We start from the raw sequence: 14,574 nt of genomic DNA, 5'->3' as shown, positions 1-14,574 counted from the left end.
GCGAGCGGCCTGCGCGCACTCTTGGCGAAGCCCACCAACCCCGCTCGACAGGTTAGTGCGACAACACCAGCCACTGCTGAGCCTCGAAGTCGGGCAGGTTGTCGATGAACCCCCAGGTGACCAGGATCTCGTCGCCCGACAGGCCCTCGGGTGCGACGAGGCGCATGGCATAGCTGCGCTGCTCGTCGGGCCGGAGTCGGGGCGACTCGTCACAGTTCAGGCGAAACCGCGACTCGCCGCCCTCCACGGGCTCGGCGGCCAGTCCCGCCCCGACGACTTGCACCTCCTGCCGATAGCCGCCGCAGGGGCGGAGGTCGACGACCTGCTGGGACTCGTTCCGGATCAGCACCGCGTACTCGACGGTCTGGCCCGCGTACGCGGTGTCCGGAATCACCAGGCGGACCCGAAGGTCTGGCCAGCGGCTGGGCGGCTCTGTCGGCCAGAAGTCCTGGCCGGGCGGCAACGGCGGGTGCCACGCGTCGAAGTCGTCACGGGCGCTCCACGGGACGCTTCCCGGCGGGACGACCGAACTGCTTCCAGCCTCGGCGTTGGACGACGCCAGGGTCGGCGAGAAAGTGCTGCCGTTCCCCTCACTGGCGCAGCCGGTGAGCACGCCACACAGGCACGCCGTGGTCAGGAGCCACGCAGGAGTAAGCGAGCCGTTCATGTCCCTGGGACGCGGATGCGTCCCAGGATGTTGCGCGTGTGGGTCGACGAGCCGGGGACCTTCATGGCACACAATGTGCGCGGGTGGTTCTGCTGCCCGCGGCGGTCGACCATCCCCAAGGCTGAGAGAGAAACCACATGCGGGCCATCCTGCTCAGCAGCGCGCTGGCGGTGATCTTCTCCCTGCTCGGGACCCGACTCGCCATCGGCTGGTTCACGAGGCACGGCTTCGGCCAGCCGATCCGGGACGACGGCCCGACGACGCACCACGTCAAGCAGGGCACGCCGACCATGGGCGGGCTGGTGGTCCTGGCGAGCGCCACGGCGGCGTACCTCATCGCCACGCTGCTGACCGGGAGTCGGCCCACCGCCAGTGTCTGGCTCCTGCTGCTGCTGTTCTTCGGCTGCGGAGTCGTCGGGTTCGCGGACGACTTCATCAAGGTCTACACCCAGCACAACCAGGGGCTGACCAGCCGCGTCAAGATGGCCGGGCAGACGGTGGTCGCTCTCGGGTTCGGGCTCCTGGCGACGCAGTACTTCGCCGACGAACGCGGCGTCAGGCCCGCGTCGCAGTACCTCTCCGCCACGCACGACTTCGGGATCAAGCTGCCCCTGGTCGTGGTCCTGCTGGTGATCTGGTTCATCGTGACGGCGACCTCCAACGGCGCCAACCTCGCGGACGGCGCCGACGGCCTGCTGGCCGGCACCTCGGCCATGGTGTTCGGCGCCTACACGGTCGTGAACTTCTGGCAGAACAACCATCAGTGCGGGTCGCTCCGGCCGAGCGTGGTGGAGTCCCAGTGCTACGTGGCGCGCGACCCCCTCGACCTCGCGGTCTTCTCGGCCGCCATCGCCACGGCCTGCATCGGCTTCCTCTGGTGGAACGCCAACCCGGCCCGGATCATCATGGGCGACGTCGGCTCGCTCGCCATCGGAGGTGCGCTGGCCGGCCTGGCGATCATGTCGAGGACCGAGCTCCTGATGGCCGTCATCGCGGGGCTCTTCGTGCTCGAGACGATGTCGGTGCTCCTGCAGATGAGCTACTTCAAGCTCACCAGGCGGCTCACCGGCACCGGGCGCCGCATCTTCCGGATCGCCCCCATCCACCACCACTTCGAGCACCTGGGCTGGGACGAGGTCACCGTGGTCATCCGCTTCTGGATCATCGCGGGCCTGTGCGTGGTGGCCGGCCTCGGGATCTTCTACGCCGACTGGCTGGGCTGACCCGGCTCAGAGCTCCTTGATCCCCCACGGGCTGCCGTACTCGGTGAGCAGGTCGAGGAACGGTACGGCGTCGAAGGCCTCCGGGCCGAGGACGCCGGCCCCGCTCCAGGTGCCGTTGGCGAGCAGCTCGAGGGCGACGACGGGGTTGATCGCGGTCTGCCAGACCACGCACTGGTGGCCGTACTCGCGCATCGTCTCCTCGTTGTCGACCACGTGATAGAGGTACGTCGACCGGTCGGCGCCGTCCTTGCCCTTGCCCGTGACCCACAGGCCGGCGCAGGTCTTGCCCTTCATGCGAGGACCGACGGTGGCGGGGTCGGGCAGCACAGCGGCGACCACGTCGCGCGGGCTGACCTCGACGCCCTTCACTCGTACCTTCTCGGTGCTGTCGAGTCCGAGGGTGTGCAGCACCTTGAGGATGTTGATGAACTCGTCGCCGAGGCCGTACTTGAAGGTCGCGCGCTTGCAGTCGACCCAGCGCGGCATCAGGAGCACCTCCTCGTGCTCCACGTTGACGCACTCGACCGGGCCGATGCCCTCGGGGAAGTCGAAGACCTCCGGCTCGCTGAACGGCGGCGTCGTGAACCAGGCACCGTCCTGCCAGATGACCGGCGGGTTGAGGCACTCCTCGATCGTGGTCCACATCGAGAACGACGGCGCGAAGATCTCGTTGCCGTCGTCGTCGGTGACCACCAGGTTGGCGCCGTCGCGGGTGCCGAGCTCGTCGATCTCGCTGAACAGGTGGTCGGCGGCGTACCGCGCGAACACGTCGGAGAGCCCGGGCTCGACGCCGATGCCGACGAGGGCCAGGCGTCCGGCGCTCTCCCACTGGTCAGCGACCGCGAACTGCTCGTCGCCGAGCTTGACGCCGGTTTTCTCGTACGGCGCCTCGGGGTGCGGCTTGGACAGCGACATCGCCATGTCGAGGTAGTCGGCGCCGGCGGCGAAGGCGCCCTCGAAGATCGGCATGTTGAAGATCGGGTCGACGGCGTTCATCACGTGGGTGATGCCGTGCTCCTGGCACAGCGCGGTGACCGAGGCCGCGTCGGAGGCGTCGATCTGCCCGGCCGTGAACCGCGGGTCCACGGCGGCCGCCTTCTCGGCGCGGGTCGGGTCATAGTCGGCGATCACGATCGCCTCGAAGAAGTCGCGGCGCGCCGCGATCGCGGTGAACGCGGAGCCGACGCCGCCGGCGCCGACCAGGAGAATCCTCATGATGTAGCCCTTCTAGGCGTCGTCAAACGTGGTGCATGGCAAGGCGGAGGAGCGAAGGCGGCCTTTGAGCGAAGCGGGCCGTCGAGCGACGACAACGCAGCCAGGCGCCGCGTTTCACGGCGCCTAGCCGCCGATGTAGGACATGACGTGCTTAATCCGGGTGTAGTCCTCGAGCCCGTACATGGACAGGTCCTTGCCGTAGCCGGAGTGCTTGAAGCCGCCGTGCGGCATCTCGGAGACGAACGGGATGTGGGTGTTGATCCAGACCACGCCGAAGTCGAGGCGCTTCGACATCCGCATCGCGGTGCCGTGGTCCTTCGACCACACCGACGCCGACAGGCCGTAGCGCACGCCGTTGGCCCAGCGCAGCGCCTCGGCCTCGTCGCCGAACTTCTGCACGGTGATCACCGGGCCGAAGATCTCGTCCTGGATCTGCTCGTCGTCCTGCTTGAGGCCGGACAGCACGGTCGGCGTGTAGAAGTAGCCGGCCTCGCCCTGGCGCGCGCCACCGGTCTCGAGCTTGGCGTGATCGGGCAGGCGGTCGACCATCCCGGCGACGCGGTCGAGCTGGGTCGCGTTGTTGAGGGCGCCGTAGAGGACGTCCTCGTCGTCGGGCATGCCGGTGCGGATGCCCTTCGCCTGCTCGGCGAGCGCGGCGACGAAGTCGTCGTACACCCCGGGTCCGGCCAGCACGCGGGTGGCTGCGGTGCAGTCCTGGCCGGCGTTGAAGTAGCCGGCCTCGGCGATCGCGGCGGCGGCCTTCTCGACGTCGGCGTCGTCGAAGACGATCACCGGCGCCTTGCCCCCGAGCTCGAGGTGGACCCGCTTCACGTCGGCTGCCGCGGCGCCCGCGACCTCCATGCCGGCGCGCACCGAGCCGGTGATCGAGACCATCTGCGGCGTCCGGTGCTCGACCAGCGCACGCCCGGTGTCGCGGTCTCCGCAGACGACGTTGAGCACGCCCGGCGGCAGGAACTCCTGGCAGATCTCGGCCAGCAGCGTCGAGGACGCGGGCGTGGTGTCGCTGGGCTTGAGTACGACGGTGTTGCCGGCGGCGAGCGCCGGGGCGATCTTCCAGATCATCATCATCAGCGGGTAGTTCCAGGGCGTGACCTGCCCGACGACGCCGATCGGCTCGCGGCGGATGAAGGAGGTGTGGTCGCTCATGTACTCGCCGGCGGACTTCCCCTCCAGCACCCGCGCGGCGCCGGCGAAGAAGCGGAAGTGGTCGGAGCTCGGCGGCAGCTCCTCCGAGGCGGTCAGCCCGAGCGGCTTGCCGGTGTCGCGCGACTCGACCTTGACCAGCTCGTCGGCGCGCGCGTCGATCGCGTCGGCGATGTGGAGCAGCGCACGCGCCCGCTCCTGGGGCGTCGTGTCCCCCCAGCCGGCGAACGCGGCGTCGGCGGCGGCGTACGCGCGGTCGATGTCCTCGGCCCCCGACATCGGCGCCTTGGCGTAGACCTCGCCGGTACTGGGATCGATGACCTCGTAGGTCTCGCCCGAGGCCGAGTCGACGAGCTCACCGTTGACGACGTTCTTGAAGGTCAGGTCGGTCATGCGGGGAGCCTAATGACAGAGCAACGGAATCTGTAGGGGTTGCCCTGTCCATCCCACGGATTTCGTTGGCTCAGGCCTGATAGACGGGGGTTCCGTCCACCCAGGTGGACACGACCCGGGCGGCGCCGATCTCTCCCGGCGGTCCCGTGAAGGGGTCGCGGTCGAGCACCACCAGGTCGGCGACAGCGCCCGGGGCGAGGCGGCCGGCGTCGTCGCGGTGGTTCACCCAGGCGCTGCCGGACGTGTAGGCGGCGAACGCGGTGGCCAGGTCGATCGCCTGCTCGGGCAGGAACGGCTGCTCGCCGGCCGGCCCGCTCTCGCCGTACGCCGTGCGGTTGACCGCGACGTGGATCGCCTGGAGCGGGTCGGGCGTGCTGACCGGCCAGTCGCTGCCGGCGACCAGGCGGGCGCCGGCGCGGTGGAGGTCGCCGAAGGGGTACTGCCACCGCGACCGCTCCTCCCCCAGCACCGGCAGTGTCAGGTCGACCATCTGCTCGTCGAGGCAGGCCCACAGCGCCTGGATGTCGGCCGCGACGCCGAGGTCGGCGAAGCGGCGTACGTCGTCGGGGTGGACCAGCTGGAGGTGCGCGATCTGGTGCCGCCGGTCGGCAGCGGGGTCGAGCCCCTCGAAGGCGTCCAGCGCCTCGCGGACGCCGCGGTCGCCGATGCCGTGGACGTGGACCTGGAAGCCCTCGGCGTCGAGGCGGGTGATGGCGCGGCGCAGGATCAGCGGGTCGACGAAGGAGTGGCCGGTGTTGGTGGTGGGGTGCCCGCACCTGTCGAGGTACGGCGTCAGCAGCGCGGCAGTGCCGTTCTCCGCGACGCCGTCCTGCATGACCTTGACGCTGGTGGCGCGGAAGCGGCCGTGGGTGAACGCCTCGCGGCGGCTGACCAGGTCGGCGATCTGCTCCTCGCCGCGCTCGCGGTCCCACCAGAGCGCGCCGACCACGTGGGCGGTGAGGTCGCCGCGCTGGGCCGCCCGCAGGTAGGTCGGGCCGGGGTCGTCCATGCCTGCGTAGGCGCCGATGATCGCGTCCTGCCAGCCGGTGACGCCGAGCGAGTGGAGGTAGGCCTGGCCGGCGAGGAGCGCGGCGTAGTACTCGTCGTCGCCGGTCGCCGGGGCGTGGCGGGCGACCGCGTGCATGGCGCCCTCGTGGAGCGTGCCGGTCGGCGCGCCGTCGGCGTCCCGCTCGAAGCGTCCGTGCGGCGGGTCGGGCGTGCTTGCGTCGATGCCCGCGATCTCGAGGGCCCGGGTGTTGACCCAGGCGCCGTGGTGGTCGCGGTTGGGCAGGAACACCGGTCGGTCCGGCACCACGCGGTCGAGGTCGGCGGCGGTCGGCTTGCCTCCGGGGAAGGCCGACATCGCCCAGCCACCGCCGAGGATCCACGGCAGCTCGGGGTGCTGTGTCGCATAGGTGCGGATGTGGTCGAGGTAGGCGTCGCGGCCGTCGAGCTCGGAGAGGTCACAACGGATCCGCTCCAGCCCGCCCTGCACCGCGTGCACGTGCGCGTCGACGAACCCCGGCGCGACCAGTCCCCCCGCGACGTCGATCACCTCGGCGCCCGCCGGGCCCGGGTCGTCGGGGCCGAGCACGGCCGCGACCCGGCCGTCGCGGACGACGACGGTGCCCGGACCGACGTACTGCTGACCGTCGAAGAGGGTGCCGCCCCGCAGCACGGTGGTTGCCCCGTTCGTCGACATGGCGCATGTCTAGCAGGCCCTTGTTACCTCGCGGCAACGGATTCCGTCGAAATTCGGCCGTTTCACAGAGGATTCACTTGCGACTCGGCCGGGAGGGCAGCACCATGGGGGCATGACGTTGGACTACGACCACCTGCAGCGCGCCGCCAAGGACCACCTGTGGATGCACTTCACCCGGCACGGCTCCTACGCCGACGCCGACGTGCCGGTGATCGTGCGCGGTGAGGGCGCCTACATCTGGGACGCGAAGGGCAAGAAGTACCTCGACGCGCTCGCCGGGCTCTTCGTCTCCCAGCTGGGCCACGGGCGCACCGAGCTCGCCGAGGCCGCGGCGGCGCAGGCCAAGGAGCTGGCGTTCATGCCGCTGTGGTCCTACGCCCACCCCAACGCGATCGAGCTCGCCGAGAAGGTGGCGTCGTACGCCCCCGGCGACCTCAACCGGGTCTTCTTCACCAGCGGCGGCGGCGAGGCCGTCGAGACCGCGTGGAAGCTCGCGAAGAACTACTTCAAGCTCACCGGCAAGCCGATGAAGCACAAGGTCATCAGCCGCGCGATCGCCTACCACGGCACCACCGCCGGCGCGCTCTCGATCACCGGGCTGCCGGGGCTCAAGCAGCAGTTCGAGCCGCTGGTGCCCTCGACGTTCCGGGTGCCCAACACCAACTTCTACCGCGCGCCCGAGCGGGCCGACGACCTGGAGGCGTTCGGCCTGTGGGCCGCCGACCAGATCGCGGTCGCGATCGAGAACGAAGGCCCCGACACCGTCGCCGCGGTCTTCCTCGAGCCGGTCCAGAACGCCGGCGGCTGCTTCCCGCCGCCCCCGGGCTACTTCCAGCGGGTCCGCGAGATCTGCGACGAGTACGACGTACTGCTGGTCTCCGACGAGGTCATCTGCGCGTTCGGGCGGCTGGGGCACATGTTCGGCGCCGAGCGCTACGGCTACCTGCCCGACATGATCACCTGCGCCAAGGGGATCACCTCGGGCTACGCGCCACTGGGCGCGATGATCGCCTCCGACCGCCTGATGGAGCCGTTCCTGGAGCCGGGCGCGATGTTCGCCCACGGCTACACGTTCGGCGGGCACCCGGTCTCGACCGCGGTCGCCCTGGAGAACCTGCGGATCTTCGAGGAGGAGAAGGTCCTCGACAACGTGCTGGCGAACCAGGACGGGTTCCGCGCGACGCTCGAGCGGCTCAAGGACCTGCCGATCGTCGGCGACGTCCGCGGCGACGGCTACTTCTACGGCATCGAGCTGGTCAAGGACAAGGACACCAAGGAGACGTTCACCGCCGAGGAGTGCGAGCGCCTGCTGTTCGGCTTCGTCTCCAAGTCGCTCTACGCCGAGGGCCTCTACTGCCGCGCCGACGACCGTGGCGACCCCGTCGTCCAGCTGTCTCCCCCGCTCATCTGCGACCAGTCCCACTTCGACGAGATCGAGCAGATCCTGCGGGTCGTCCTCGACAAGGCGGGGTCGCTGCTCTGACCTGTTAGTGCCCGCCGAGTCGGCGCAGATCTCCCTGCCAGTCCGAGGGTTGTCCACAGGCCGACCAACTCGTGGCGTATCGACGGCGCTCGCAGGGCACGTCCAGAGGATGACCTCGTACGACGACGCACCGACGCTGCTGCCGCTGGACCGACCGTTCACCACACAGGACGCTCGCGAAGCCGGCGTCAAGGACAAGTTGCTCTACGCACTCACGCAGACCGGCTACCTACGCCGTCTGGTCGCCGGGGTGTACGTCGCTGACGCCGTGCCGGACTCGATCGAGCTTCGCTGCGACGCACTCGCACTTGTCGTGCCGGGCGACTGCGTCATGACCGATCGGACCGCAGCCTGGCTCCACGGCGCCCCCAACGCGATGGCACCGAATGAGCACCTCGCTGTACCGCCCGTGTCCTGCTTCCGGCCCAGCGACCATGGACGCCTGCGCAACGAGCTGACTGTGAGCGGGGAGCGCGAGATGCTCGAGCGCGACCTCATGGTCGTGCACGGCATCGTCGTGACCACACCGCTGCGCACGGCTCTCGACCTCGGCCGGCTGCAACCCACCGACGACCTGCGTCTCGCGGGCATGGACGCGATGCTCGCGCTGGGCGTTGACCATCAGGAGCTGCTTTCCGAGATCGAGAGGTTCAAGCGGCGACGCGGTGTAGTCGGCCTGCGCGGGCTCGCTCCGCAGGCGGACGGGGGCTCGCAGTCGTTCGGCGAGAGCGCCTCCCGTCGACGCTGGAACGCTGCCGGCCTTCCACGACCCACGACGCAGATCCCGGTCATCGTCGACGGTGTCGTCGTCTTCATCCTGGACTTCGGCTTGGAGGACCTTCTGCTCGCCGCCGAGTACGACGGCGAGCAATGGCACAGCAGCCCGGGCCAGGTCGCCCACGACACCGAGCGGCGCGCGTGGCTCAGCTCTGAACGCGGATGGATGGTCGAGGTCCTCCGACGCAACAACGTCTTCGGGCACCACCAGGACGCCGAGCAGCGCCTGCGGGCCGCCTACGACATCGCCCGCGCGTCACTGGGCGCACGTCGCTACTTCGTCTGAAGGAGATCTACGCCGACTCGGCGGGAGATCTACGCCGACTCGGCGGTCAGTCACGTGTGCTGCGGGAAGCCGAGGTCGACGCCGGGGCGCGGGGAGTCGGGCGACGGCCAGCGGGAGGTGACGACCTTGCCGCGGGTGAAGAAGTGGACGCCCTCGGTGCCGTGGGCGTGGGTGTCGCCGAAGAGCGAGGACTTCCAGCCGCCGAAGGAGTAGTAGGCCATCGGCACCGGGATCGGGACGTTGATGCCGACCATGCCGACCTCGACCTCGCGCTGGAAACGCCGGGCGGCGCCGCCGTCGTGGGTGAAGATCGCGGCGCCGTTGCCGTAGGGGTTGGCGTTGACCAGCGCGAGCGCCTCGTCGTACGTCGCCACCCGGACGACGGACAGCACCGGGCCGAAGATCTCCTCGTCGTAGATCGACATCCCGGGCGTCACCCGGTCGAACAGCGTCGGCCCCAGCCAGAACCCGCCCGACGACCCCGACGGCACGACCGAGCGCCCGTCGACCACCAGCGAAGCCCCGGAAGAGATGCCAGCAGCGACATAGCCGGCCACCTTGTCGCGGTGGGCGCCGGTCACCAGCGGCCCCATGTCACAGCCACTCCGGCCGTCACCGGTCACCAACGCAGCCATCCGCGAGGCGATCAGCGGCACCAGCGCGTCGGCGACCGGGTCGACGCAGACCAGCGCGGAGATCGCCATGCACCGCTCCCCCGCGGACCCGAAGCCGGCCGAGACGGCGGCGTCGGCGGCGGCCTCGAGGTCGGCGTCGGGCAGTACGACCATGTGGTTCTTGGCGCCGCCGAGAGCCTGCACTCGCTTGCCGTGGGTGGTGCCGGTCTCGTAGACGTAGCGGGCGATCGGGGTGGACCCGACGAACGACACCGCCTTCACGTCCGGGTGCGTGAGCAGCCCGTCGACCGCGACCTTGTCGCCCTGGAGCACCGAGAACACCCCGGCCGGCAGGCCCGCCTCGGCCCACATCTCGGCCAGCAGCAGGGAGGCCGACGGGTCCTTCTCCGACGGCTTGAGCACCACCGCGTTGCCGCACGCGATCGCGACCGGCACGAACCACAGCGGCACCATCGCCGGGAAGTTGAACGGCGAGATCACTGCAACGACACCGAGCGGCTGGCGGATCGAGTAGACGTCGACGCCGCCGGACACCCCGTCGCTGAACGACCCCTTGAGCAGGTGCGGCGCGCCGCACGCGAACTCCACGACCTCCAGGCCGCGCTGTACCTCGCCGAGCGCGTCGTCGAGCACCTTGCCGTGCTCGGCGGTGATCGCCGCGGCCACCTCCGAGCGCCGCCTCGCGAGCACCTCGCGGAACGCGAACAGCACCGACGTACGCCGCGTCAGCGACGCCGCCGCCCACTCCCGGCCCGCGTCGACGGCGGCCGCCACCACCGAGGAGACGTCGTCACCCGACGCGAACGCGACCTGCCGTGCGACCGCACCGGTCGCCGGGTCGTAGACATCGCCACGGCGCTCACCCGAGCCCGCCCACGCCGAGCCGGCCCGCCAGTGCGGCACCACGTCGTACAGCTTCGGCTTCGTCATGTCCCCAGCTTGCCCGCGCGGCGGCGACTGCCGAGCTCGCCGGACGCGACGATCACCAGCGCGACGACGAACATGATCGTGCCGATCACGTTGATCTGAGGAGGGATGCCCCGCTGGGCCGCGCCCCAGACGAACATCGGGAACGTGACCTCCTGGCCGGCGTTGAGGTTGGTGATGATGAAGTCGTCGAAGGACAGCGAGAACGACAACAGCGCCGCGGCGAGGATGCCGGGAAAGACCAGGGGGAAGGTCACCCGCCAGAACGTCTGCCACTCGTTGGCATAGAGGTCCATCGCGGCCTGCTCCAGGCGCGGGTCGAGCCCGGCCAGCCGGGCCTTCACCGTGACCACCACGAAGGACAGGCAGAAGAGCACGTGGGCGATGAAGATCGTCCAGAAGCCGAGGATCCCCGCGGCCCCGCTGCTCACGAAGAGCGCCAGCAGCGAGGAGCCCATCACGATCTCGGGGGTGGCCATGGGCAGGAAGATGAAGAGGCTCACGGCGCCGCGGCCGCGGAAGCGGTGGCGTGCCATCGCGAACGCCATCAACGTCCCGAGCAGCGTCGCGCCGAGCGTCGCGAAGAAGCCGATCCGCAGGCTGAGGGCGAGCGAGGAGCACATCTGGTAGGGCTCGCAGATGTTGGCCCAGTTGTGCAGCGTGAACCCGTCGAAGGTGTAGCTGTTGCGGCTGGCCGGATCGTTGAAGGACATCAGGATCACGACGAAGACCGGCACGAACATGTAGAGCAGCACGAGCAGTCCCAGGAAGAGCAGGAGGTGCTCTCCCAGCCAGCGTCCGGCGCGGCCCATCAGAGCAGCTCCTCGGTACCGGCGCGCCGTACGTAGACCAGGACCAGTACGACGATCGCCACCATCAGCGTCACCGACAGCGCCGCCGCCGTGGGGTAGTCACCGGCTCCGAAGAGGTCCTGGATCTCGTTGCCCACCATGCGGGTGCGCGGGTTGCCCAGCAGCTCGGCGTTGATGTAGTCGCCCGACGCGGGGATGAAGGTCAGCAGCGTGCCGGCGACCAGGCCCGGCATCGCCAGCGGCAGCGTCACGTGGCGGAAGACGGACAGGGGTGACGCGTAGAGGTCCGCGCCGGCCTCGAGGAGCCGCGGGTCGATCTTCTCCAGCGACGCGTAGAGGGGCAGCACCATGAACGGCAGGAAACCGTAGGTCAGCCCCGTCACCACCGCGAACGGCGTGTCGAGCAGGTAGCCGTCGGACCCGAGGATGTGGACCTTGCGCAGCATCGAGACCAGGAACTCGTTGTCGCCGAGGAGGTACTGCCAGGCGAGGGTGCGCACGAGGAAGCTGGTGAAGAAGGGGGCGATCACCGCCACCAGCATCACGTACTTCCAGCGGCCGGCCTTGAAGGCGATCGCGTAGGCGAGCGGGAAGCCCAGCAGCACACAGGCGGCGGTGGCCATGAGGGCGTAGAGGAAGGACCGGACGATCTGGGGCGAGTAGTCGGAGAGCGACTGTGTGTAGTTCTGCCAGTGCCCGGTCATCTGGTAGCCGAGGGCCAGCGACCCCGAGGGGTCGTAGAGGCTGGTGCTGACCAGCGTGACGGTGGGCACGACGAAGAACAGCGCCAGCCACAGCCCACCGGGCAGCATCAGCAGGTAGCCGGCCGGCCCCCGGCGACGGGTGTCCTCGTCGCTGTGCCCGGGCAAGGCCTTGTCGACCGGCGCGGCCGGCAGGTCCCTGGCGCCGCTCACTCGCCCTCCCGGTCCACCCCGGCGGCCGCGTCCTGGGAGGCGTCGAGGAGGAAGGTGTGCTCGGGGCGCCAGAGCAGGTCGACGGGGTCGCCGGGTCGGAAGCGCTCGCGGTTGCCGGTGTTCTGTTCGAAGACGGTGAGCTCCTGACCCCAAGGCATGCGCACGAGGTACTGGGTGCTGACTCCCACGAAGCTCACGTCGCTCACGACACCTCCCACCAGGCAGTTGAGCTCGTCGCCGCGCTCCTCGTCCTTCTCGCTGATGTAGACCTTCTCGGGCCGTACGCCGACCCAGACGTCACCCTCGTCGGAGCGGGCGCGGGCGGATCCCGCCGTGATGGCGGTGCCCTCCACGTCCAGATGGATGACGGAGCCGTCCCGGCCGACGACCTTGCCGGCCACGAGGTTCGACTGGCCGAGGAAGTTGGCGACGAAGGTGGTGGCGGGCGCCTCGTAGAGCTCTTCGGGCGCGCCCAGCTGCTCGATCCGCCCGCCGTTCATCACGGCCACGGTGTCGGCCATGGTCATGGCCTCCTCCTGGTCGTGGGTGACGTGGACGAAGGTGAGCCCCACCTCGGTCTGGATCCGCTTCAGTTCGATCTGCATCTGACGACGCAGCTTGAGGTCGAGCGCGCCCAGGGGCTCGTCGAGCAGCAGGACCTGCGGCTGGTTGATGAGGGCACGAGCCAGGGCGACGCGCTGCTGCTGGCCGCCGGAGAGCTGGGCCGGCCGCCGCTTGGCCATCGCCTGCAGCTCCACGAGCTCCAGCATCTTCTCGACCTCGGAGTCCACGTTCTTGTGGCCCTGGCGGCGACGGCCGAAGGCGACGTTCTGCGCGATCGTGAGGTGCGGGAAGAGCGCGTAGCTCTGGAACACCGTGTTGACGGGCCGCTTGTAGGGCTTCAGCCGGGTGATGTCCTGCTCGCCCAACGTGATCGTGCCGGCCGTGGGCTCCTCGAGCCCGGCCACCATCCGCAGGGTCGTGGTCTTTCCACAACCGGACGGCCCCAGCAGGGCGAAGAACGACCCCTCGGGGATGGTGAGGTAGAGGTCGTCGACAGCGGTGAACCTGCCGAACGACTTGGTGACGGACGTCAGGGTCAGGTCGCCGCTCATCTGTCCTCAGGCCCCGATGACCCGGGCGAAGTCCTTGTCGTACTGCTGTCGGACCTTGTCCTCCAGGCCCATGAAGCCGTAGGCGTTGGCCAGGAACTCGTCGTCCGGGAAGATCAGCGGGTTGTCGACGAGCGACGGGTCGATCTTCTCCATCGCCTCCTGGGCGCCCTCGACCGGGCAGATGTAGTTGACCCAGGCGGCCAGCGTGGCCGCCACCTCCGGCTCGTAGTAGTAGTTCATGAGCTTCTCGGCGTTGGCCTTGTGGTCGGCGCGGTTGGGCACCAGCATGTTGTCGGACCAGATGCCGAGCCCCTCCTCGGGTACGACCCACTTGATGTCGGGGTTGTCGTACTGCATGGCGATCACGTCGCCGGACCACGCCTCGCAGGCCACCAGGTTGCCGGCGTTGAGGTCGCGGATGTAGTTGTTGCCGGTGAACTTGCGGATGTGGCCGGAGCCCACGTAGCCCTCGAGCCGCGCGATGGCGGCGTCCCACTCCTCGGAGTCGAAGTCGCTCGGGTCGGCCCCTTCCAGCAGCAGCATGAACAACATCGTGTCGCCCAGCTCCGAGAGCAGGCTGATCTTGCCCTTGAGGTCGGGGCGCGTCATGAGCTCCTCGAAGCTGGAGATCTCGCCGGTGTACTTGGCGTTGTAGGCGATACCGGTCAGGCCGCTCTGCCACGGGACGCTGTAGGCGCGATCCTCGTCCCAGGTGGGCGACTTCAGGTCTGCCTTGAGGTTGGCCTCGACGTTGGGAAGGTTGGCCTTGTCCAGCTCCTGGATCCAGCCGTAGCCGATCAGGCGTGCCGCCATCCAGTCGGTCAGCGTGATGATGTCGCGGCCGGTGGGCTCGCAGGCACCCAGCTGGTCCTTGACCTTGCCGAAGAACTCGTTGTTGTCGTTGATCTCCGCGTTGTAGTTGACCGTGATGCCCGACTCGCCCTCGAACGCCTGGAGGCTGGGCATAGCCTTGCCCTTGACGTCGATGTACTCCGGCCAGTTGGCGAAGTTGAGGACCGGCTCGTCGGCGGAGATGTCGGTGCTCTTGCAGCTGTCGGTGGTCTGCGTCTGGGAGTCGGTGCCGCAGGCGCTCAGCAGCCCCGGCACGCCCACCGCCAGCGCGGAGAGGGACGCGCCCCGCAGGAACGTCCGCCGTCCGACACCCGAGCGGTCGCCGTTGCTCAGACGGGCCAGACGCATCAGCGCGTCCATTCGTGCCGGATCCACGGACATGCACGTACCTCCTGTGGCGATCGGGGCC

The 14,574-nt window shown here is 69.4% G+C and carries 12 protein-coding genes; 3 read left to right on the top strand and 9 right to left on the bottom strand.

Translation table 11 applies throughout. The features are described from left to right. Nucleotides 1-52 precede the first annotated feature (52 nt). Entirely contained in the window at nt 53-613 is a 561-nt protein-coding gene (locus BLR90_RS00930; protein WP_091021732.1) for a hypothetical protein, read from the bottom strand. Between the two features lie 191 nt (nt 614-804). On the opposite strand from BLR90_RS00930, the gene mraY reads away from it, so the two are divergent. Continuing rightward, nucleotides 805-1,890 carry a phospho-N-acetylmuramoyl-pentapeptide-transferase gene (mraY, locus tag BLR90_RS00925; protein WP_091021730.1) on the top strand — a complete coding sequence of 362 codons (1,086 nt, stop codon included), beginning with the start codon at nt 805-807 and terminating at the stop codon, nt 1,888-1,890. 6 nt (nt 1,891-1,896) lie between these two features. On the opposite strand, the gene BLR90_RS00920 is transcribed toward mraY, so the two are convergent. The 3 genes from BLR90_RS00920 to BLR90_RS00910 form a co-directional block, all read right to left on the bottom strand. Next, nucleotides 1,897-3,105: a saccharopine dehydrogenase family protein gene (locus BLR90_RS00920; RefSeq protein WP_091021728.1), complete on the bottom strand. Its 1,209-nt coding sequence runs from the start codon at nt 3,103-3,105 to the stop codon at nt 1,897-1,899. Nucleotides 3,106-3,228: 123 nt separating this feature from the next. Further along, nucleotides 3,229-4,662 (bottom strand): gamma-aminobutyraldehyde dehydrogenase, encoded by a 1,434-nt coding sequence (locus tag BLR90_RS00915; protein ID WP_091021726.1) that lies wholly within the window; start codon nt 4,660-4,662, stop codon nt 3,229-3,231. A gap of 70 nt (nt 4,663-4,732) precedes the next feature. Next, nucleotides 4,733-6,364, bottom strand: coding sequence for an amidohydrolase (locus tag BLR90_RS00910; protein ID WP_091021724.1), 1,632 nt, complete (start codon nt 6,362-6,364; stop codon nt 4,733-4,735). A gap of 112 nt (nt 6,365-6,476) precedes the next feature. On the opposite strand from BLR90_RS00910, the gene BLR90_RS00905 reads away from it, so the two are divergent. Both BLR90_RS00905 and BLR90_RS00900 read left to right on the top strand, forming a co-directional pair. After that, nucleotides 6,477-7,847 (top strand): aspartate aminotransferase family protein, encoded by a 1,371-nt coding sequence (locus BLR90_RS00905; protein ID WP_091021722.1) that lies wholly within the window; start codon nt 6,477-6,479, stop codon nt 7,845-7,847. A 109-nt stretch (nt 7,848-7,956) separates the two neighbouring features. Next, nucleotides 7,957-8,910 (top strand): hypothetical protein, encoded by a 954-nt coding sequence (locus BLR90_RS00900; protein ID WP_091021720.1) that lies wholly within the window; start codon nt 7,957-7,959, stop codon nt 8,908-8,910. A gap of 50 nt (nt 8,911-8,960) precedes the next feature. Here BLR90_RS00900 and BLR90_RS00895 read toward each other — a convergent pair whose 3' ends face one another. The 5 genes from BLR90_RS00895 to BLR90_RS00875 are packed head-to-tail and all read right to left on the bottom strand — an operon-like array spanning nt 8,961 to nt 14,540. Beyond that, nucleotides 8,961-10,475, bottom strand: a complete 1,515-nt coding sequence (locus tag BLR90_RS00895; protein ID WP_091021718.1) for a CoA-acylating methylmalonate-semialdehyde dehydrogenase — start codon at nt 10,473-10,475, stop codon at nt 8,961-8,963. After that, on the bottom strand, nt 10,472-11,284 hold the full coding sequence (locus tag BLR90_RS00890; RefSeq protein WP_091021717.1) for an ABC transporter permease: 813 nt from the start codon (nt 11,282-11,284) through the stop codon (nt 10,472-10,474). The genes BLR90_RS00895 and BLR90_RS00890 overlap by 4 nt, the downstream gene beginning before the upstream one ends. Then, nucleotides 11,284-12,198, bottom strand: coding sequence for an ABC transporter permease (locus BLR90_RS00885; protein ID WP_245715079.1), 915 nt, complete (start codon nt 12,196-12,198; stop codon nt 11,284-11,286). The genes BLR90_RS00890 and BLR90_RS00885 overlap by 1 nt, the downstream gene beginning before the upstream one ends. Then, nucleotides 12,195-13,313 (bottom strand): ABC transporter ATP-binding protein, encoded by a 1,119-nt coding sequence (locus BLR90_RS00880; protein WP_091021715.1) that lies wholly within the window; start codon nt 13,311-13,313, stop codon nt 12,195-12,197. Before BLR90_RS00880 ends, BLR90_RS00885 begins: the two co-directional genes overlap by 4 nt. Nucleotides 13,314-13,319: 6 nt before the next feature. Beyond that, complete coding sequence (locus BLR90_RS00875; RefSeq protein ID WP_371863146.1) at nt 13,320-14,540, bottom strand: polyamine ABC transporter substrate-binding protein; 1,221 nt, start codon at nt 14,538-14,540, stop codon at nt 13,320-13,322. Nucleotides 14,541-14,574 lie beyond the last annotated feature (34 nt).

This window comes from Nocardioides szechwanensis (assembly GCF_900103935.1).
GTDB classification, from domain to species: Bacteria; Actinomycetota; Actinomycetes; order Propionibacteriales; family Nocardioidaceae; genus Nocardioides; species Nocardioides szechwanensis.
This window is presented reverse-complemented; position numbering and strand designations above follow the sequence as displayed.